Consider the following 20,275-nt stretch of genomic DNA (forward strand, 5'->3'; position numbering starts at 1 on the left):
ATAGGGGGTTAGTGGCGAAAACCCTAATAATCTTTTTTCCACTGTAACTCTACACTACCGGAACCACTGTCACCGTCATCGGCACTTTTGAACTCCAGGTTGAGGTTATCCCTAAGTTCTATTTGCATCTCCGCCTGCCAGGGACTGAGAGGATCGGTACTTCTCTGTAATTCCACATAAATTCGATTGGTAATATATTTGCCCAAGCTCAATGCGTACTCATCACCTTCATCTCCCTCCTCCTGCTCAATATTGAGTGTATCCAGGTGCAACAGCTCGCGTGTCTTAGCGATAGGGTCCAATACCGCTCGACCCGACTGCAAACTGCGAACAACACTAACCAAGCGAACAGCCTGTAAAGGTGAAATATCTGATAATGACTTCCCAAAAAGCAATTGCGCCAGTATCTCATCCTGAGAGGCCGAGGGGTCAGAGGTAAATGTAATATCCAAGTCCGCAGCAGTGCCTGATATCTGCGCGGTTATTTCTCCATCGCTATATTCATAGACACCTTCAACCAGGATAGCGACCTCATTATTCTCGAAGCGAATTTCTCCATCTTCCAGATCAAATTTCTTACCGAATAAATCAAAGCTGCCGCGAACAATTGTTAATTCGCCAGAGGCTTTTGGCTTATCTGCGGTGCCTCGAATATCCACCACGCCGCGCAATTGAGAATTTAAGCCAAGTCCGCGCACATAGGATTGTTGGTCCAAAACAATCTCTACATCCAATCCAATTTTGCTAAACAGGGGAGAAGATCGCTGCACCTGTGGGCCATCGACCTGAACTTCCACCACCTGGATTTCCGGAACACTGCTGCCAATCCATTGCTCAATCTGTAAGGCCAGCGGCTTCAAAGTGAATCGCCCGGTAATTTCTGCATCCTGGGTTGAGCCCGACAAACGGGCATCACCGGATATTGCACCGCGTACTCCCGGTGAGTTCAGCAAGTGGGCCCGACTGAGGCTTAATACGATGTCAAAACTGGGCGAGCTATCCGGAGGTAAAAAGACCGCCCCTCCCAGGTTTATCCGCCCACCATCACCATCGGTAGCGCTTCCTCGTACAATCCGCCACTCCTCAGGAGACAGCTGCGCGTAGAAGTTAATATCCGCAATGCGAGTATGGCTCGGTCGGTGCTCATAACGACCATTACTCAATTCGATATCACCGGTTAATAGAGGACGCTGCCAATTTCCGGTACCGTCAACATTGAAACTGAGCAAGCCGCGCATACGGTGGACACGGGGATCAATATATTCCGCAATCACTGACAAATCGGCCGTACCGCGCCCCTGCAATTGGAAGGGCACATTTCGCAGGCCACCAGTTTGATTATTCTCAGCAAATAATTGTTCGAAGATCGGCGCAATCAATACACTTACTTGGCTATTTACTGCGTTGCTACCGCCGTGTTGGGCAATCAGGGATGCATCCAGCTCTCCATTCTCTGTCTGCCAATCCAATACTATCGAAAGCGGTTGAACCTGGATTCCGCGCTGCCCTCGCCCCAGGGCTTCTCCAGTAGCGCGCAATTCCCCTTGGAATTCAGGCTGCTGGGGGCTTCCGCCAATACTGGCATAAAAGCTGACATCACCATTACCCGCCCTACCGCTGGAAAAGCTATTCGCCAAATCCGATAGATCACCCTGGCCGCGCAACTCTAAATCCAGTCGCTCTGCGTTCAAGCTACCCAGTATCGATAATTGGTTGCGACCCGCCCATAGCAGCTCGATACCATCAGTTACCAGACTCCTGTCTGCATAGTCCAAAGTACCCTGTACATGCCAGGGCTCCAGATGAAATTCACCCTGGGCGATCAGGTTGGCTTTAATCTGCGGGTTTGAAATAGCCCCATCAACCCTGCCATCCAAGCTCAACTCCCCTTCAAGGGAGTTAGGGAGAGAGAGACCGACGAGATCTACCAGGAACAGCGGTAGATTGCGCGCGCCCATATCAATTTGTAATCGGTCTTGCCTAGGTTCGATGGAGCCATCGGCCTGCAACAATGCCACCCCCACCCGACCCAACTGCTGGGCATCTTCAGCGAGAGCTGTCAGGCGGCTCTGGCTCTGTAGGGGCTCCGGCTCCCCTTTATCAAAACCTGAGGCAATCACGGGGGACTGAGGGCCTCTACTCGAGGATGAACCAAACTGGTTGCCATTGCCGTTGGTAAATAACTCCAATCGCAGGTCACTGACCTCTATCAGGTCCATATCGCCACTGGCTTCCCCTTTTAAGTTAAAGGGGTAATCCTGCGCGACGCCATTGAAATCCAGTAAAATACTCACCTGGGGATTACTCCACTCCCCCTGGACCGTTACTTCGGAAGATCCCCCTAGGTTTACCCCCTCTGCCTCGGTAACTCCAAGGTCATCGCGCAAACTGATATTTTTGCCGTCGATCTGCCCGTGTAAATCCAGCTGCTTCTGTTCAATATCAAGCTGGCCGATTACTTCCAGATTTAGCTTCTCACCAGTAAACACCAATTCATCAATGGTCAGCGCGTGCAGGTTTCCACTTATCGCCGCCGACAACTCACCCTGTAAGTCGTGGTAAGCACTCACTGCACTCAGAGACAAATTGAGGTTTGGGTTTTTCCATGAGCCGATTGCCTCCACACGCAACTGGTGCAAGGTGCCGGATAAAGCAGTGGGAATAACTACCCTATCAGCCTGGGGTAGCGAAGCTGCAAGCAGGCGAATTTCTTCAACACCCAACTCATCAATCTCTCCCACCAAATCCAGTGCTTTCAAATTCGTATCTACAGTACCGAGCACTTCGATCCGTGCACCGGCAAAGTGCAAAGACAAGGCTTGCAAGTCAATCACACCTGCCTGGGTCTCGACCCGGCCTTCCAATTGCAGGGGCTGCTGCCGATAGCTGCTTTCCACTTGTAAGCTGCCATTAATATTCGGCTGTTGCAGGGAGCCCTGCACCGAAAAATCTGCGCTGAGCCAACCACTGTCCAGGATATCCTGCCAAGGGCGGGAAAGTGTTAGCGGGATTTGATTGAGGTTAACTGTCCCATTGACACCGTCCGCGCTAATGTTGCCTTTAATCGTACTGCGCCGCTCATCCACTCGCAGCCAAATCCCCGTTGAAGATAAGCGCCAGGGATTAATATCGGCTTCGATTCTTCCTGTCAGATCCAGTTGATGTTCTGCTAGAGGAGCTGCGATCGAATTAATATCCAGCAGCAGTTTTTCACCCTGCTTACGTAGGGATAATTCACCGCGAGCATCCAATACCTGATTTTCCGGCAGATGCAGCTGTCGACTGACAAACCCCTGGCCCACTTCACTGGTAGAGAAATCGATTACAAAGCGCTCGCCCTGCATCCGGCCATTTACAGTGAGATTAAACTCGGAACCATTCAGCTCACTCACTTCGATAAATAGCTGCGCCGGTTTACCCTGCCAGCGGTATTGGGCGTTAGCCTGAATAGCAACAGGGGGAATCCCCTTCAACCGGCTGTCCACCAATTGCAGGCGAGCTATATCCAGCTGCGCCAAGCGAAACCCGGGAACTAGCAACTCCCAAGTAGTCGATGGCTGCTCCTCACTGACAACTTCAACCTCCTCTTCGCCGGAATCTGCCAGCGCAGAGAGAAGTTCATTGAGGATATTCAGGTTGAGCAGTAAATCTTTGGCCCCCACTCGCTCGATATCGATGGGATTTCGGGACAAGCTGTTGAGATTAACTTCCAGGTCCTGGGCTTCGGCAAGCGTATTAGCTCGATAGTCAATTCTCAGTCGCTCGAAAAACCAAAATCCTAATTTTTCACCGCGAATTCCCTCTGCCTCAATTTCAAGGTCGTCCACCAATTGCTCGGCAGCGTAAAAAGCCCCGCGAGTAAGGCCGACGCGCCCCGGTTCCGTACTGAGGAAATAGATAGCGGACATCAGGAGGAACAGACAAAAGCCTGTTACCAGGGAACCCCCAGCACCCAGAGAGCGCCAGAGCCCACGCAGGAAAGCACCCACCCAGTGGGCAACGCCCAGCGCAAACAGGCCCAACCAGCGCATCAGAATGCCTGCCCCAAGCTCACATACACCTGATAGCGATCATCGATGCCCTCACGGCGATCGAGGGGAAAGGCGATGTCCATGCGGATGGGGGCAAAGGAGGTAATATATCGCACGCCAAAACCCGTTCCCCAAAACAGGTCGGAAAACTTGGGCGCTGCGTCCTCATAGGCATTGCCGCCATCGAGAAAAATCACACCTCCCCAGGTATCCGTAAAACGAAAACGGCCCTCAAAAGAAATCTCGCTAAGTCCCCGACCACCGATAGCATCGGAGAGGGTTTCCTCACCCTCATCATTAATCTCAATAAGTCGCGGACCCAACTCCTGGTAACCATAACCCCGCACGGAGCCACCGCCACCGGCATAAAAGCGCTCATCCGCAGGCAGCTCAAGGTTCGACTCCCCTGTAATTGCCCCGGCTTTCAACCTTATTGCCAAGGTGGGCTTATAACGCCAGTCATCGGCTGTTTTATACGCAGTGAGCTGTAGGGTATTTTTAATAAAGGTGGTGTTGGTATTTCTAAGATCGATATAGGGTTTTACTTCCAACGCAGAAGTGGCGCCACGGCGGGCATCCAGGGGTTTGTCTGTCGTGTTTAATTTAAAGCCCAGGGGGAAAGCTAACAGTGTGTAGTTTTCATCGGGGTCATCTGCTTCAACTGCCCCTTCCACCTTCTCGTCCACTTCACTGAATTTCAGCTCGGCGCCCCCACTCAGCGTGCGATGCTTACTGATTTTTCTCGATACCAGTGCACTGAATGTCAGGGACTCTGAACGGTAGGAATCAACATCCTCTCCTTCCAAAGCAATACTGGCGGTCAAGCGTTGCTTGTCATGGAAGAAACGGGGAATAGTGAGCTTGCCTTCCAGGGTTTGCTTTACCTCGTTCAGCTTACTTTCGACTTCAATTTTTTCCCCACGATGGAAAACATTGCGATGTTCCCAGGCTGCTGAAATACCGGCTCCCTCATCGGAGGTGTACCCCACCCCCAAGGTTATGGTGCGGTGATTGCGCTCCTGAATAACAAAAGTAACATCCACCAACCCATCGTAGGGTTCAGAAACTTCAGTATTTACATTGGCAATTAAGTTGGTGCGCAGCAGACGCAACTGCGCAGCATCCAGTTTACTGCGGCTGAAGCAATCCCCGGATTTAATCTTGACCTTATCCAACAGGTAGTCCTCTTCGATAGAGGTGACTCCTTCAATGCGGACTTGGCCAATATGGACTTCGGGACTGGGGGCCACCCGATATTCCAGTCTCGCAGCAGCTTCCCGGTGAATCACCGTTGCCTGGTAGCTGACATCCACATTCAACAGACAGGCATTTTCATTGAGGTACTTGGTAATTTTTTCTACGCCCTCAAGTACCTTGCTGGCAATCAGGGGATCTCCAACATGGATAGGCAAACCACTAAAGCCTGCCCGCAAACCGGCCGGCATAATAATATCCAGGCTCTTGATATGGTACTGGGGGCCGGGAGTGACACTATAGAAAATTTGGTTGCCAGAAACAGACTCATACACAGTGGCATCATAATATCCCTGCGCACGCAGTAATTTTTCCAGGTTACCCCGCTCATAGTGCGCAATATCTGCCGGATCTTCGTAGTTTTCCAGCGCACTACTGTTCTTGCGCAACTCGTTGAGTTCGGAGGTCAATTTTTCCTGCAGCTGGGGATCGCCCTGCACCAGCAGGGTAAAACCCGGCAAGCGATCAAAAAATGGGATGGCTGCTGCCAGCTGCATTGGCAGCGCTAGAAGGGCAACAAGTAGGGAGACAAAGAGAATTCGCAAGATCTTTATCCAATGTCAGTAGCGGCTACTCCGCAAAAAATCCGGGTATCCGTTCCCTCCGTAGGCTGGAATATCCAGCTGATGACAACAGCTGGGATAATTAAATCGACTTATTGAGCAGCCAATAAGCCGATTCGGCGTTTGGGACTTCTATGGCTGTGTGCCTTGGCTGGGCATTAAGGGATTACAATCCTGGATAATCACCCGCCCTTCCAGAATATTTCCTTTGGAATACTCCGTGAAAATACACTGGTTAGTTTTGGGGTTATAATTCTCGATCCACAAATTATCTTCCTTCCAGGTGGCGCCGATATGGCGGTACCCATCGGGCACAGAGATACGCATGACCCCGCCAAAGCGCTTCACGAAAACCTGCTCATAGTGAAAGTAGTAGGCAAGCCAGCCGCCAACAAAGAAAACCGCAGCCACGATTGCGCCGATCTTAAGGCTGCCCAGGCGACTGCCGATAAAAAGAGAAGCAATAACCAGGGCAATCACCGCTGCCCAGTACAAATAAGTAACCATGACTGTTTTTCTACCGTAAATTATTGGTGTTTATAAAGTGAAGGGTAGCGCAGAACCGCAGCAAACTAAATGGCGCCGGGTTACGCTCCCTTACTCCTAAGGAGCCTCTGAATAACTCCGTAATGCCTCTGCGGGCCTTGAAGGTTGCAGATGTTAGGCGCAGCTCGCCGCGAATGGCCGTAGCCCTTTGCAAGAGCTGCAACGCAGCAGCTGTGGCCTTCAAGGCCCGCCCTTCGGGGCATGCAGAGCGATCCACACTCCGCGTTGCGACCTCTTGAAAGGTCTAGACATTCCTGCGAAGCCGCGCCTTGATTGTGAACCGCTCTGCATGCCAGAGGTATCACGGAGTTGTTCAGAGGCTCCCTAACTTACTCCTCTGCCAACTCCGGCAGCTTTTCAAATAGCGATAAGGCTTCAGGGTTGGCAAGGGCCTCTTTATTTTTAACCGGTTTACCCTCCACCACATTGCGCACAGCCAGTTCCACAATCTTACCGCTGATAGTTTTAGGAATATCCGCCACCTGGATCACCTTCGCCGGTACATGGCGAGGCGTGGTATTGGCGCGAATCGTGGAGCGGATTTTCTGGGTCAGATCCTCGTCCAGTACAACACCCTCTCGCAAAACCACAAACAGCACTACCCGTACATCGTCGTGCCAGGGCTGGCCGATACAGATACTATCGAGTACCTCCTCGACTTTCTCCACCTGGCGGTAAATCTCTGCGGTTCCGATACGCACACCGCCGGGATTAAGTACTGCATCGGAGCGGCCATAGATCACAACACCACCGTGTGCCGTAATCTCGGCATAGTCCCCATGCGCCCACACACCAGGCCAATTTTCAAAGTAAGCACCGCGGTACTTGGCTCCATCTTGATCGTTCCAGAAGCCAATCGGCATACAGGGGAAGGATTTGGAGCAAACCAGCTCCCCTTTCTCTTCAACCACTGCACTGCCTGTATCATTCCAGACTTCCACCGCCATACCCAAGCCGCGACACTGCAATTCACCGGCATAGACCGGTAGGGTTGGGTTGCCAAGGGCAAAGCAAGACACAATATCGGTGCCGCCGGAAATAGAGGATAAGCAGAGATCTGCTTTTATATCTCTGTAGACATAGCGGAAGCCTTCGTGGGCCAGCGGAGAGCCTGTGGAGAGCACCGCACGCAATTTCTCCAGTTTGTGGGTCTCCCGGGGTTTGCAGCCACTCTTCTCCAGCGCAGCAATATATTTGGCACTGGTGCCAAACACACTGATTCCCTCTTCATCGGTCATATCCCATAGACTTTGGGATGAAGGGTAGAAAGGTGAGCCATCAAACAGCACTAGAGTCGCCCCACAAGCCAGGCCACTCACCAGCCAGTTCCACATCATCCAGCCACAGGTGGTGAAGTAGAAAAGTGTATCCTCACGGCGCAGATCGCCATGCAAGCGATGCTCCTTCAGGTGCTGGAGCAAAGTGCCCCCCACTCCGTGGACGATGCACTTGGGTACACCAGTAGTACCTGAGGAGTACATGATGTACAGGGGGTGATTAAATTCTGTTTGTACAAAGGAGAGTTCGCGAGCGGGCGCCGCAGCTTCAAAAGCTTGCAGTAGTACCGCCTTACCCAGCGGCTCTGCCGCTAGTACCTGAGCAGTTTCCTCTTCTGAGCGCGCAACCGGTACCACTACCAAAGTTTCTATGGATTCGATTCGCTGCATGATCTCGCGCAGACGCGGCAATGAATCAATAACCTTACCGTTATAGAAGTATCCTTCACAGGCAAATAGCACTTTCGGCTGCACCTGGCCAAAGCGGTCAAATACTCCATTGATACCAAAGTCTGGTGAGCAGGAGGTCCAGATAGCACCGAGGCTCGTGGTGGCCAACATGGCTACTACGGTATCGATCACATTGGGCATAAAGCCCGCTACCCGATCTCCCTCACCAACGCCTTGGGCAACGAGGGCCGCTGACAGGCGCTCCACCCGATCGTACAGCTCCTTGTAGCTCAGCTCGCGGCGGCTACCGTTCTCCAGGCGCTCGACCAGGGCAGCCTTGTCATCGCGATATCGCAGCAGGTTCTCAGCAAAGTTCAGGCGTGCCTGTGGAAACCACTGCGCACCAGGCATGGAATCGTTACCGAGTGTCTCATCACCCTTATCTGCAGCAATAACTCCGGTGTAATCCCACAACTCCCGCCAGAAAGCTTCGCGATTATCTACTGACCACTGGTATAAAGCCGCATAATCATTGAGATCCAGCTGGTATTGCTGGTTGACCCTGCGACGAAATTCATCCATCTGAGTGGCGGCAATAGCCTCTGCGCTGGGTTGCCAGAGCGGTTGGGAGTTGTCCTTCATTTCAACAGACCTTGTGGCTCATTATTGTGTTTTCAAATCGCCCTCTCGGGCACAAGGGGAGCAATCATGCCCTGCCCCACCACTTAAAACTATTTTAATCTTTTTTAGATTTGTTAAATAAAAGTTAACATAGCCAAATCTATCAATTCCCCAGGAACCTGCCGCTGTGAGTGCCACGATCAAACAACTACGCGCCTTTGTCACAGTGGCCCGCAGCCGCAGCCTGGCCCAGGCCAGCGCTCAGTTGCACACTTCCCAGCCAGCCCTGTCCATTGCCATCCGCAACCTGGAAGATGCGACTGGCGGCCCGCTTTTCAGTCGAGAAGCCCGCCAACTCACTCTGACCCCGGAGGGCGAAGAATTTCTCTCCCGCGCCGAACAACTACTGCACAACTGGGATCAATCCCTGGATGCGGTACAGCAGGCCTTTCGCCTGGAGCGTGGGCAATTGCGCCTGGCAGTAATTCCCGCCTATACGCTCAACCAACTCCCCCAATTATTAGCCAATTTTCACCGCCAACACCCACAAATCAATATCCTATTGGAAGATGTGGTGATGGAGCGAGTAACCCAAGCGGTGCAGGATGGCCGGGCAGAGCTGGGCATCAGTTTTCGCCCCGAGGATTTAGGCGGGCTTGAGTTTGTGCCCCTACACAGGGATCGTTTTATCGCGGTCATGCCACCCCAGCACCCCCTCAGCGAAAAAGGAAAAGTGCGCTGGAGTGACCTGGCCAGTTTTCCTTTTATAGCTATGAACCGCGGCTCAGCGGTGAGGCGCTGGACCGATGAGGCCTTCGGGCAAAGTGGCAAAGGCGTTCACTATATCTGCGAAGCTAATCAATTAAGCACAATCGGCCAGTTAGTACGTGCGGAAATGGGGATTAGTGCAGTGCCGAGCTTGTGCGAAACACAGGTTCGGGAATATGGGCTGGAATGCCTGCCGCTATCGGCACCAGTAGTGAGTCAGGAGGTGGGGATATTATTAAAGAGCCGAGGCACCTTGTCGGCACCAGCAACCGCGTTTTTATCCGCGATTACTGGTTGAGGTCTATAAAAGTGCCTCTACTTATTTGAGCGACTAGTGACTGCTGGTTGCGCGCAGCATCCAAGCCGTTTTCTCGTGAACTCTCATACGATCAGATACCAGGGCAACTGTGGATTCATCTTCTCCCGCCTGGGCATCTTTTAAAACTTCACGACAGGTTTTGATCACCTGTTCATGCCCTTTAGTGAGAATTTTTACCATTTCTTCCGCCGGTGGTACCTCAACAACTTCTTTGATGGAGCTGAGCTGGGCAAACGCTTGGTAAGTACCGGGAGCGGAAACCCCGAGGGTACGAATTCGCTCGGCAATATCATCCACCGCAGTGGCCAGCTCGGTGTAATGCTCTTCAAACATCAGATGTAATTCGCGGAACAGAGGCCCAGTAACATTCCAGTGGAAGTTGTGGGTTTGCAGGTAAAGGGTGTAGCTATCTGCCAACAAATGTTTCAAGCCGGCAGCAATCTTTTCCCGATCCTTTTCACTGATACCAATATCGATTTTTTTCATAATACAAATCCCTCTTCCAAAAACTGTTGTCACCGAAATGGTTATAAGGCCATTTTGGTACCTTTATTCACTTCTCACAAGCTATCGAGCCAATAGCTTATTTATATAGACAAGTAAGATTTATAAGGTACAAAAATGGCGTGAATTTTAACCCGGCTATTGAAAGAAAATTTTGCGACAAGACATTGCCAATAAGGGACTCTCCAAATAAAACTATTTATCGAGCCCCCTGCTGGCAATACAAGAAATCAGGCACTACAAACCGGGCAATTACTATGGCTCGGCAGCTGCAAAGTTTGCAGGGCTAAGGTTTCCGTCTCGATTAAGTGCAATTTATTCAAGCTCGATACCGGCAAATCCATCAGGTATTTCATGGCCTCCAGAGCCTGCATGCTACCAACCACACCCAGCGCCGGACCGATCACACCTGCTGTAGAGCAGTTCTGGACTTCAGCCTGCTCCTGGGGCGGAAACAGGCAGGCATAACAGGGACCTTTTCTTTCAGAAAAATCAAAACTAATCAGCTGGCCGGAAAACCCCTGCACCGATGCCATTACCACCGGACACCCTGCCTGATAACAAACCCGGTTGATCGTATGGCGGATTTCCAGGTTATCGGTGCAGTCCAACACCAGATCCACCTGTTTTACCTGCTCGCGCAGCCAGGATTCATTCGCCATTTGGCTGTGGGGGTGAATGCGAATAGTTGGATTGGCTGCAGCCAATTGTTGTGCAGCCACCATGGCTTTGGATTTTCCCTGGTGATTGGTTTTGTACAAAACCTGGCGCTGTAAATTGGAGAGATCGATATGATCACCATCCACCAGGTGCAACTCTCCAATACCGGCTGCGGCCAGATACATCGCTGCCGGGCTGCCGAGCCCACCTAAGCCAACAATCAGAATTCGCGCAGAAGACAGTTTTTTCTGCCCCTCTTCACCCACTTGGGGCAACATTATCTGGCGACTGTAACGCTGTAATTCCTTACTACTTAACATGGCTCTACTTCCGCATGCTTACCTTTCAACAGGACATTAAAATCGGCAACCGCCTGCTTGTAATCTTTTGCTTTAGTAATAGCGCTGACCACGGCGATACTGCCAACGCCGCTAGCGATAACCTCACTGGCTCGCTGCATATTAATACCACCAATTGCCACGAGTGGATAATCGGGCAATAGTGCTGCCATTCGCGCAAGTTTCTGCACACCCTGCAACTGATCCGACATATCCTTGGTGTTGGTCGCATAAATTGCACCAATGGCCAGGTAACTGGGGCGATAACGGTAGGCCAACAGTAATTCATAGAAGCCGTGGGTACTGATACCCAGCTTCAATCCTGCCGCTTGAATTGCCCTCAGATCAGCAGACTGCAAATCCTCCTGGCCCAAATGCACGCCGTAGGCGCCGCACTCAATCGCCAACTGCCAGTAATCATTGATAAACAGGCGCAGGTTATATGTCCTGCCAATAGCCACTGCCCTCTCAATCTGTGCGCGCAGGTCCCCACCCGGATTCTTTATTCGCAGCTGTAAAGTACGCACCCCCAGCTCAGCCAGGCGCTGCAACCACTCCACTGTATCCACTACCGGATATAAACCCAATGCTTGAGAGTCTGTTTGGGCAAACCCTTGAACAAGAGGCTGGGCCGCACCAAAACCATAATCCAGCGCACGCTCTTCTCCCCGCACCAAAATCTCCGGGAAGTCGATGAAATCCAGGGGCCAGCCACAGTGACCTACAGGTCCAGCACCAGCGCCGATATGTGCATTATTTCCCCGGCGCAAGCCCCGCTGAACATAGGCTTTACCCACAACGCAGGCATCTCGCAACGGGTAGCCCAAAGCGCGGCAAGCGGCAATAGCGGAGGACAGGGTGCAGCCAGTGCCATGTGTGCCTGTACTGGATACTTCCCGGCCAATAAACCAATCGGCTTTTTCACCATCCCACAGTAAGTCGGCAACTTCTCCCGCACGCAATTGCGTATGGCCGCCGGTAACTAAAATTGCGGTACCGCCGTAGGCGTGCAACTGATGCGCAGCTTGCACAATAGATTCCGAACCCGTGACACTGGCTCCGGTAAGCCATTCCAATTCATGTAAATTGGGAGTAGCCAGATCACATTGTGGCATCAACTGAGCCAACACCGTTGCGGTAATATTCCCTTCGGTGAGCCCGGCTCCGTTGGTAGCAACAGCAACCGGGTCGTAAATAACCGGAACCGGCTGCACCGCTTGCAGCTGGCGCAGGAAATCTGCCACCGCAACAACTTGTTCAGCATTCGCTAGCAGACCGATTTTAATTGCGGCAGGAAATAGATCCCGCTGTAAAGCCTGTAACTGAGAACCCAAGACCTCTAGGGAAACTGCATTAATTGCAGTAACTTCCACCGTATTCTGTGCAGTATTGGCCGTGATAGCACTGCAACCATGGCAGCCGAGGTCGGCAATAGTCAGCAGGTCCGCCTGAATACCGGCGCCACCGCCGGAGTCACTGCCGGCAATGGTCCAGACAATTGGCTTTTTCAATTGGAGTTGATCGCGCATAAAAATACTAATCCTGCAATATGCTCTCTGCCTGCTGCCAGAAAGGCATATCCAGGGTGGGGGTGCTGGGGCTGGCAGTTTGACGCCTGAGCATCAAGCCGGCATTAAAGGCGGCGCGCCCGGATTCCACAGCCAGTTTAAAAGCACTAGCCATCAGTACCGGATCCTGGGCTTTTGCAATCGCGGTATTCAATAACACCGCATCAAAGCCCATCTCCAGTGCTTCTGCCGCCTGTGATGGCGCACCGATTCCGGCGTCAATAATAAGCGGTACATCACTCAGGCGCTCGCGCAGTGTTTGCAGGTTATATTTATTGAGCAGGCCCTGCCCGGTACCGATGGGAGCCCCCCAGGGCATTAATACCTCGCAACCCACATCCAAAAGTTTTCGACACAGAACCAGGTCATCTGTGCAATAAGGCAAAACCTTGAAGCCTAACTGAATTAATTCCCGTGCAGCTTCTACCAGACCAAAGGGGTCTGGCTGCAAATTGTAATCATCGCCAATCACTTCCAGCTTGAGCCAATCGGTCTGGAAAATTTCCTGGGACATTTTTGCCAGCTCCACCGCTTCTCGCGGCGATTTACAACCGGCGGTATTAGGCAACAACTGACAACCGGACTCGCGAATATAATCCCAAAATCGATTGTCCTGCTGCTGTGCCGGATTTTGCCGGCGAAGAGACAAAGTAATAATTTCCGAAGCTGAGGCTTGCACGGATTCGCGCATAATCGCTGGGGAGGGATACAGGGCGGTGCCCACCAAGAGCCGGCTGTTAAATGTTTTTCCGTAAAGTGTTAATAGGTCGCTCACCTTTACCCCCCCACTACCGGAGCAACAATATCCAGGCTATCGCCGTTATTTATCTGTGTATTGCTATATTCCGTACGGGGAATAAATCCACCGTTGATCGCAACGGCAAATGTTTCTCCGCGATAGCCGAGCTGCTGTAAAAGCGCAGAGAGTTTTAGCGGGGATTCAAGGCTCTGTGTTTCCCCATTAATTAGTACCTGCATCAAACCACCTGTAACAGTTGTTGTGCCACTTGCTCCACCAACGCTGGCGCTAAAAGATAACCGTGACGGTAGAGGCCATTCACTCGAACCAGCCCATTCTCAATATGGATATAAGGCATATTATCCATAGTGGCGGGGCGACAATTTACACGGGTCTCAACGATGCGAGCCTCAGCAAAAGCTGGATTGAGGGAGTAAAGCGCCGAGGAGAGTTCCATGCATGAGCGCAAGGAAATGGGGGAGAAGTCTTCACTCTCAATTTCTGTGGCACCAATCACAGTTCGACCATCACTGCGAGGAACAGCGTAGAGCTTATAGCGTGGGTGGAGCAACCGCACTGGACGCTGCAAAGCCACTTCGTGGGATTCCACCACAATTACCTCACCACGGACACCGCGCAAGCCTTCGATCTGCCCTTTAGCACCTAATCCGCGACAATCGACTACACAATCAAATTGTTCGCGCTCCGAGTTCACATAAATATATCCGGCTTCACAATTTACCTTGCTGTGCTCTCGCAGGGTAACAGTACCTCGACACAATACGCTGAGTAACGCAGGCAATAGACGGTGATTGTTGATATCCGCCTCATCCCGCAGGTAAAGCCCCTGCTCAAAGCCATGAAGGGAAGGCTCTAATTTCGCCAAAGCACTACTATCCAGCAGTTGTACCTGCTCCTTAGCAGACTCGCCCAACTTGCCCTGTAACTCTCGCAGGAATTGCAGCAGTTCATTTCTGTCCTTGCCGTGCGCCACCAGAACTGATCCCGCTCTGCGGTACTCTACCCCCAGTCCGCTTTGCTGCTCCAGTTCCCTGGCCCACTCAGACCAAAGCTCAAGACTTTTCAGCCCCAGGTTGTAAACCTGTTTATCACTGTGCACCAATTCCGATAGCGGCGAGATCATTCCCGCTGCCGTCCAGCAGGCTCCCCCGACTGGTACCGACAAATCACCAGCTTCAAACAGGGTGATATCCAGTTCCCGTTGGCAGAGGCGCCAGGCGAGCAATCGGCCCAACAGACCGCCACCGGCAATAGCTACTTTGGCTTTGGTTTCGCTTGTCACAGACCACCTATCTTCGCAAATCCAAATCGACACCCGGCGATAAGCCCTATGTAATCGCCGCACCTTTGCTATCCGATTCTTGGGGGAGAGGACTCTCCCCCCCAAATACTCATTAGCCCTTGTGATAAATCTCGCTGCCCATGTCCTTAAATTTAATCGACATTTCCTCCATGCCCTGTGCAGCTTCCTGCTTGGCTGCATAATCGCGCACATCCTGGGTAATTTTCATGGAACAGAATTTCGGGCCGCACATGGAACAGAAGTGAGCAACCTTACCTGACTCCTTTGGCAAGGTTTCATCGTGATAGGTGCGCGCCCGCTCCGGGTCCAAACCGAGGTTGAACTGGTCTTCCCAGCGGAATTCAAAGCGCGCCTTTGACAGGGCGTTATCGCGCTTCTGTGCTCGCGGATGCCCTTTGGCCAAGTCTGCGGCATGAGCCGCAATCTTATAGGCCATAAGGCCCTCTTTAACATCCTCTTTATTGGGTAGGCCCAGGTGCTCTTTGGGGGTCACATAGCAGAGCATGGCGCAACCGTAGGTGCCGATAAGTGCAGCGCCGATGCCGGAAGTAATGTGGTCGTAGCCGGGAGCAATATCCGTGGTCAATGGACCTAGCGTGTAGAAAGGTGCGCCGTGGCAGTGCTTCAGCTGCTCATCCATATTTTCTTTGATCTTATGGATTGCCACATGGCCGGGGCCTTCGATCATGGTCTGAACATCGTGCTTCCAGGCAATTTCAGTCAGCTCGCCAAGCGTGTGCAGCTCGCCAAACTGCGCTTCATCATTAGCATCCGCAATTGAGCCCGGGCGCAGGCCATCACCTAGACTAAAGCTCACATCGTAGGCTTTCATAATCTCGCAGATTTCCTCAAAGTAGGTGTAGAGGAAATTCTCTTTGTGATGGGCGAGGCACCATTTGGCCATAATGGAACCACCACGGGAAACAATCCCGGTCATCCGTTTGGCTGTGAGCGGCACATAGCGCAAAAGCACGCCAGCATGAATCGTGAAGTAATCCACCCCCTGTTCCGCCTGCTCAATCAAGGTATCGCGGAACACATCCCAGTTAAGGTCCTCAGCAATTCCGTTTACTTTCTCCAGCGCCTGGTAAATCGGCACAGTACCAATGGGCACTGGCGAGTTGCGCAGAATCCACTCGCGGGTTTCGTGGATATTGGCACCGGTGGACAGATCCATCACCGTGTCCGCGCCCCACTTGGTAGACCAAACCAGTTTCTCCACTTCCTCTTCAATGGAAGAAGTCACAGCCGAGTTACCAATATTTGCATTCACCTTGCACAGGAAGTTTCGTCCAATAATCATCGGCTCCACTTCCGGGTGATTAATATTTGCCGGGATAATTGCCCGCCCTTCTGCAACTTCCCGGCGCACAAATTCCGGCGTAATTTGCTCGGGGATGTAAATACCATCACGTGCCTTCTGGTATTCACTTTCACTCATTTCCGCTGCCAACTTGGCTCGCCCCATATTTTCGCGTACTGCGATAAATTCCATCTCTGGGGTAATAATGCCGCAGCGGGCATAGTGCATCTGCGATACATTCTGTCCCGGTTTGGCCCGGCGAGGGCTGGGAAGGTTTTCAAAGCGGATATGATCCAACCCCTGGTCCGCCATACGCTTCTGGCTGTAGGCCGCTTGGCGGGAGTCCAGCAGTTCAGTATCTCTGCGGGCCTCTATCCAGCCCTGGCGCAATTTGGGCAGCCCTTCCCGTACGTCCACTTTAAAATTGGGCTCGGAATAGGGGCCCGAAGTGTCGTAAATGGTGAGGGGCTCATTGGGTTCAAACACCGGATTCTCTGCATCCCCCCCTACCAAACTATCTCCCAGACAGATCTGACGAGCACCAACCTGGATGTCGGCAGTTTCACCGGGCAAATACACCTTGCTCGAGTTGGGGAAAGACTGAACTGTGAGATTCTCAAGAAATTCTTTAGCGGAATCGCGACTGGCAGCGCGGGAGGACTTTCCGGCTTTACCGGATTGTTCAATGATCTCAGACATGCGTAACCTTAAAACTTGGAAATTTAAAGGTCGCAGCATCCAGGGCACATACAAAGAGAAAAGACGCCAAACTGTAACAAAACAGGCGACTTCAGATCTTGTTCCCTACGCGGGGGTTACCCCGATCAGGTTCAACGGATCTCGCAACAGCGATCTCAGCCCACAGGCACTCCGACAAGTAGAGCGCAGTATAGTGGAAGCACCAGAAGAAGAACAGATGGCATAAAACTGTGCCAGAAAAACTAAAGCTTTGAAACGCCAATAAAGTAATCAATGCTCTTGGCGACAAAACTCTAACAGACTTCAATTTATTGATAACTGACCAAAGGGTCTCAAGCATTCACCACTCACAATATCTGAGTGCGTCCTACACTCCTTCTCGTTTACCGGAGCAGTGAATAAAACGATAACAACTTACGGCGAAAGTCGGTGTGGGAGAAAATACAATGTTGAATAAATATGGAGTTCTAGTAACGCTCTGTTTGGGCATCTTGTCGATACAGCCAGCAATGGCAGCCCCCTCCAAGTCTGTTGCTGCGGGTGACAGTATTACCATGGCATTCGGTGCAGACTGTACCCGCAATAAGTATTTCTGGGACCTGTTTTGTCTTCTCGGCGGAGACCAACCCGAGCATTCCTGGTTTGACGGCGACGACAATTCAGTGGAGAGTGTTCACGATAAATATAAAGTTAACTACCCCAATATGGCTGCCAATAAAAGCGCAGCGGAATCCGGTGCTGAGATGCGTAGTGGAGGCGACAACTTCTCCACTCAAGCCGATCGGATTCTATCCCAAAGTAATTTACCTGATCATGTCGAGGTAGTATTGGGCGGTAATGACATCTGTAACAGGGATTGCGTCGATCCAGCCAACTGTAACGATCCACTCTACACCGATAGTGAGTGGCGCTCGGCAGTTCAAGCTGGTCTGGACAAATTAGTCGATGGACTCCCTAACGGCTCAACGATAGTACTCGGCTCAGTACCGCGAGTACACGATCTCCGGGCAGCGGGTCTGGATAAGCAAAGCGGTAATTCCCGCGTAGATTGCGAGAGTGTCTGGTCGACTTTCGGAATCTGCCGAATTGCAACAAATGGCGGCTCGATGAATGGAGAGAGCTTTGCTACTCGTTATAACGGAATAGCCGCAGCCCAACAACGTTATAACGAAATCCTTGTTGAGGAAGCAGAAAGTTACAACGGTATGAACGGGGTAGAAGTTGTTGCTGAATATACCGGTGAGGATGAGTTAAATGCCGGGACTTTTCAATTCAATAAAGACGATATTGATGGTGGAGATTGTTTCCATCCCAGTATCCAAGGGCAAAATATTGTCGCTGACCTACTATGGCAAGGAAATCCGGATAAATAAGTAACTTTTACTGCTCGGTAAATTCAGGGCCCGCAATAAAGTAGCGCGGGCCCTAATCAATTCACTTACCTAAATCCTCATCAAAGTAACCATTCTCTTCAACCACATACTGCAATCTATGCGGCAAACCCTTTCTCATAAAGGCGACATCAATTACTTTTCCACTGGTAAGAGCACTCCTCACCCCATTCCTGTCACAAGAGAAAATAGTCACTTAAGCTAATTGAGAGCGATCTCGTAAAACCAGTTTATTCAAATTTTACTAGCCCGCACATACTACAACCTCGACAAACCACTCAGGCCATCATGAACCTAGAAGATTATTTATCCGAATTAAACAAGTATGAAAATCGGTTTAGCGAAAGTTTCTTTTACAATAAACACCAAACCTTCCATAAGCAATTGGGACAAGAAATTAATGCACTCAAGGCTCAAGGAGAAGCACCTGAATTATTCTTGATCTCGACTGCTGGGACAAATGGATATGCAGTCAATATATGAACGATCTACTCAGATCTACTACAATTATTCTACGATACCCAACTGAAACTCCATAGTTAGAGTTAGTGGTACAACTATCACCATGGACAATCACGTTGTGCTGTGTCTACCGCTCAATACTACTTTCTAATTTTACCTACAGCCTATTAACCTCTGAAACCGGATGAACAATCTCGCTACTTCAGTAACAGGCGCCCTTGTGAAAAAATCTGCTTTAGTACATATTTTGTATTTTTTAATAAAAAAAGCAGCAACCATAAATAACTTAATGGAAGAGCAATACTACTTAGCCTATAGAAAAATCCCACTTCAACCCCATGACTGATTCGCATAATTTAATAAATCAAGATCAATATGTTTTGAAAAAAATTTCTAAAATAAAAGAATTAAAAAGAATACAGCTCATTATCGGTGGCTTTGGCTTTATAGGCCAATACTTGACGTGGGGATTATTAAGAAAAGGCTTCAATGTAGTTTTGATTGCTCGAAGTGATATCCACAATCGACTCGAACAACTCAAGCAAAAAAATAGCGCTGTCAATCCTATTTATAAGCTCACAGAGAATGACTTCAATCGGCTTACAATCATATCAGGTGACTTGAACAAACCCAGCTTGGGGCTGTCTTCTACATCTTACAGCCAGTTATGCTCCTTAAACATTGACTCCATATGGAATTGTGCAGCAGATATGCGTTACAGCTTTAACAATTTGCAGCAAAGTATGAATACTAACGTCAATGGTGTAAAGCGACTCATTGACATCGCGGTAACAACCAGATGTCGACTCAATCAAATATCGACTAGCTTTATTGGTGGTAAAGACTACGCCAACGGGGAGAGAATCGAGGAGACCCTCTATCAGCCAAAAGAGTTTTTTAACGCCTATGATTACACTAAAAATATGGCAGAGAACTTAATCGCGGCATCCAAAAACCTACAGTATACGATTTACAGGCCTACGATTGTTTTAGGTGACTCAGTGACCGGTTATACAAATTCCCAGTCTGGCTACTATGAATATGTGAAGCTGCTAAATCGATTAAAAGAAAAAAATGTAAAACTACCCATTCATTTAAAGTATCTTTCAGGTCGACCCATTAACATTATCCCTGTAGATGTTTGTTGCGATGCGATATTAAATATCTCAGACAACCATGAAACCACAGCAAGTCAATATTTTAACATTGCAGATTCCAAGCCAATGACAATCGATGATTTTGTTCAATTTAATCGGATTTACTTTAATCTAGACCTAAGACAGCTCCAAGATGATCACACAGCATTAAATAACTTGCCTGAATTGGAAAAGCGCCTACTTAAGATCATTAATAGAATGCAAAACGGTCCCTTTTTGAACAGTGACTTTAGATTTTGTAGTAAAAATAGCCAAAGAGTATTAGGCCACCCTGTACAAAACCAATGGCGCAATAGCAATAGCTACCTAACCAAGATTGTGGACTACTTTTTAAACCAAACAAGTTATTGAAACAACCCCC

General features: G+C 50.3%; 15 protein-coding genes and 1 riboswitch. Of the genes, 4 read left to right on the forward strand and 11 right to left on the reverse strand.

What is annotated here, in order from left to right:
• Positions 1–23: 23 nt before the first annotated feature.
• From ACJJIZ_RS18465 to ACJJIZ_RS18480, 4 genes are all read right to left on the reverse strand, one after another.
• Positions 24–4,031, reverse strand: coding sequence for a translocation/assembly module TamB domain-containing protein (locus ACJJIZ_RS18465; protein WP_444914409.1), 4,008 nt, complete (start codon positions 4,029–4,031; stop codon positions 24–26).
• Entirely contained in the window at positions 4,031–5,830 is a 1,800-nt protein-coding gene (locus ACJJIZ_RS18470) for an autotransporter assembly complex protein TamA (protein WP_444914410.1), read from the reverse strand. The genes ACJJIZ_RS18465 and ACJJIZ_RS18470 overlap by 1 nt, the downstream gene beginning before the upstream one ends.
• A gap of 150 nt (positions 5,831–5,980) precedes the next feature.
• Entirely contained in the window at positions 5,981–6,355 is a 375-nt protein-coding gene (locus ACJJIZ_RS18475) for a hypothetical protein (protein WP_108734070.1), read from the reverse strand.
• A 368-nt stretch (positions 6,356–6,723) separates the two neighbouring features.
• Complete coding sequence (locus ACJJIZ_RS18480; RefSeq protein WP_444914411.1) at positions 6,724–8,703, reverse strand: acetoacetate--CoA ligase; 1,980 nt, start codon at positions 8,701–8,703, stop codon at positions 6,724–6,726.
• A 166-nt stretch (positions 8,704–8,869) separates the two neighbouring features.
• Here ACJJIZ_RS18480 and ACJJIZ_RS18485 point away from each other — a divergent pair, with 166 nt between their 5' ends.
• Positions 8,870–9,748 carry a LysR family transcriptional regulator gene (locus ACJJIZ_RS18485; RefSeq protein ID WP_444914412.1) on the forward strand — a complete coding sequence of 293 codons (879 nt, stop codon included), beginning with the start codon at positions 8,870–8,872 and terminating at the stop codon, positions 9,746–9,748.
• Between the two features lie 33 nt (positions 9,749–9,781).
• Here the strand turns inward: ACJJIZ_RS18485 and ACJJIZ_RS18490 are convergent, their stop codons facing one another.
• The 7 genes from ACJJIZ_RS18490 to thiC form a co-directional block, all read right to left on the reverse strand.
• Positions 9,782–10,255 (reverse strand): Dps family protein, encoded by a 474-nt coding sequence (locus ACJJIZ_RS18490; protein ID WP_108734073.1) that lies wholly within the window; start codon positions 10,253–10,255, stop codon positions 9,782–9,784.
• A gap of 248 nt (positions 10,256–10,503) precedes the next feature.
• Entirely contained in the window at positions 10,504–11,253 is a 750-nt protein-coding gene (locus ACJJIZ_RS18495; protein WP_444914413.1) for a HesA/MoeB/ThiF family protein, read from the reverse strand.
• Complete coding sequence (thiE, locus tag ACJJIZ_RS18500) at positions 11,247–12,800, reverse strand: thiamine phosphate synthase (protein ID WP_444914414.1); 1,554 nt, start codon at positions 12,798–12,800, stop codon at positions 11,247–11,249. The genes ACJJIZ_RS18495 and thiE overlap by 7 nt, the downstream gene beginning before the upstream one ends.
• Before the next feature lie 7 nt (positions 12,801–12,807).
• A complete protein-coding gene (locus ACJJIZ_RS18505; RefSeq protein ID WP_444914415.1) occupies positions 12,808–13,614 on the reverse strand; it encodes a thiazole synthase in 807 nt (268 codons plus the stop codon).
• 2 nt (positions 13,615–13,616) lie between these two features.
• Positions 13,617–13,817 (reverse strand): sulfur carrier protein ThiS, encoded by a 201-nt coding sequence (thiS, locus tag ACJJIZ_RS18510; RefSeq protein ID WP_108734077.1) that lies wholly within the window; start codon positions 13,815–13,817, stop codon positions 13,617–13,619.
• Positions 13,817–14,881 carry a glycine oxidase ThiO gene (thiO, locus tag ACJJIZ_RS18515; protein WP_444914416.1) on the reverse strand — a complete coding sequence of 355 codons (1,065 nt, stop codon included), beginning with the start codon at positions 14,879–14,881 and terminating at the stop codon, positions 13,817–13,819. The genes thiS and thiO overlap by 1 nt, the downstream gene beginning before the upstream one ends.
• A gap of 112 nt (positions 14,882–14,993) precedes the next feature.
• Positions 14,994–16,904: a phosphomethylpyrimidine synthase ThiC gene (thiC, locus tag ACJJIZ_RS18520; RefSeq protein ID WP_444914417.1), complete on the reverse strand. Its 1,911-nt coding sequence runs from the start codon at positions 16,902–16,904 to the stop codon at positions 14,994–14,996.
• Between the two features lie 85 nt (positions 16,905–16,989).
• A riboswitch (TPP riboswitch) is annotated at positions 16,990–17,088 on the reverse strand.
• 262 nt (positions 17,089–17,350) lie between these two features.
• Between thiC and ACJJIZ_RS18525 the strand changes: the two genes are divergently transcribed.
• The 3 genes from ACJJIZ_RS18525 to ACJJIZ_RS18535 all read left to right on the forward strand — a co-directional run bounded on the left by ACJJIZ_RS18525 (position 17,351) and on the right by ACJJIZ_RS18535 (position 20,265).
• Complete coding sequence (locus tag ACJJIZ_RS18525) at positions 17,351–18,277, forward strand: SGNH/GDSL hydrolase family protein (protein WP_444914418.1); 927 nt, start codon at positions 17,351–17,353, stop codon at positions 18,275–18,277.
• Positions 18,278–18,583: 306 nt separating this feature from the next.
• Positions 18,584–18,778 carry a hypothetical protein gene (locus ACJJIZ_RS18530; protein WP_444914419.1) on the forward strand — a complete coding sequence of 65 codons (195 nt, stop codon included), beginning with the start codon at positions 18,584–18,586 and terminating at the stop codon, positions 18,776–18,778.
• Positions 18,779–19,137: 359 nt separating this feature from the next.
• The gene (locus ACJJIZ_RS18535) at positions 19,138–20,265 is read left to right on the forward strand and encodes an SDR family oxidoreductase (RefSeq protein ID WP_444914420.1); all 1,128 of its coding nucleotides are present in this window, start codon (positions 19,138–19,140) and stop codon (positions 20,263–20,265) included.
• The last annotated feature ends 10 nt before the right edge of the window (positions 20,266–20,275 follow it).

Source organism: Microbulbifer maximicatervae (SeqCode), from assembly GCF_052467225.1.

Coding starts and splice junctions, on each gene's coding strand:
- thiE (WP_444914414.1), bottom strand. CDS start 12,800: ATGCGCGATCAACTCCAATTGAAAAAGCCAATTGTCTGGACCATTGCC.
- ACJJIZ_RS18525 (WP_444914418.1), top strand. CDS start 17,351: ATGTTGAATAAATATGGAGTTCTAGTAACGCTCTGTTTGGGCATCTTG.
- thiC (WP_444914417.1), bottom strand. CDS start 16,904: ATGTCTGAGATCATTGAACAATCCGGTAAAGCCGGAAAGTCCTCCCGC.
- ACJJIZ_RS18490 (WP_108734073.1), bottom strand. CDS start 10,255: ATGAAAAAAATCGATATTGGTATCAGTGAAAAGGATCGGGAAAAGATT.
- ACJJIZ_RS18530 (WP_444914419.1), top strand. CDS start 18,584: ATGAACCTAGAAGATTATTTATCCGAATTAAACAAGTATGAAAATCGG.
- ACJJIZ_RS18475 (WP_108734070.1), bottom strand. CDS start 6,355: ATGGTTACTTATTTGTACTGGGCAGCGGTGATTGCCCTGGTTATTGCT.
- ACJJIZ_RS18495 (WP_444914413.1), bottom strand. CDS start 11,253: ATGTTAAGTAGTAAGGAATTACAGCGTTACAGTCGCCAGATAATGTTG.
- ACJJIZ_RS18465 (WP_444914409.1), bottom strand. CDS start 4,031: ATGCGCTGGTTGGGCCTGTTTGCGCTGGGCGTTGCCCACTGGGTGGGT.
- ACJJIZ_RS18480 (WP_444914411.1), bottom strand. CDS start 8,703: ATGAAGGACAACTCCCAACCGCTCTGGCAACCCAGCGCAGAGGCTATT.
- thiS (WP_108734077.1), bottom strand. CDS start 13,817: ATGCAGGTACTAATTAATGGGGAAACACAGAGCCTTGAATCCCCGCTA.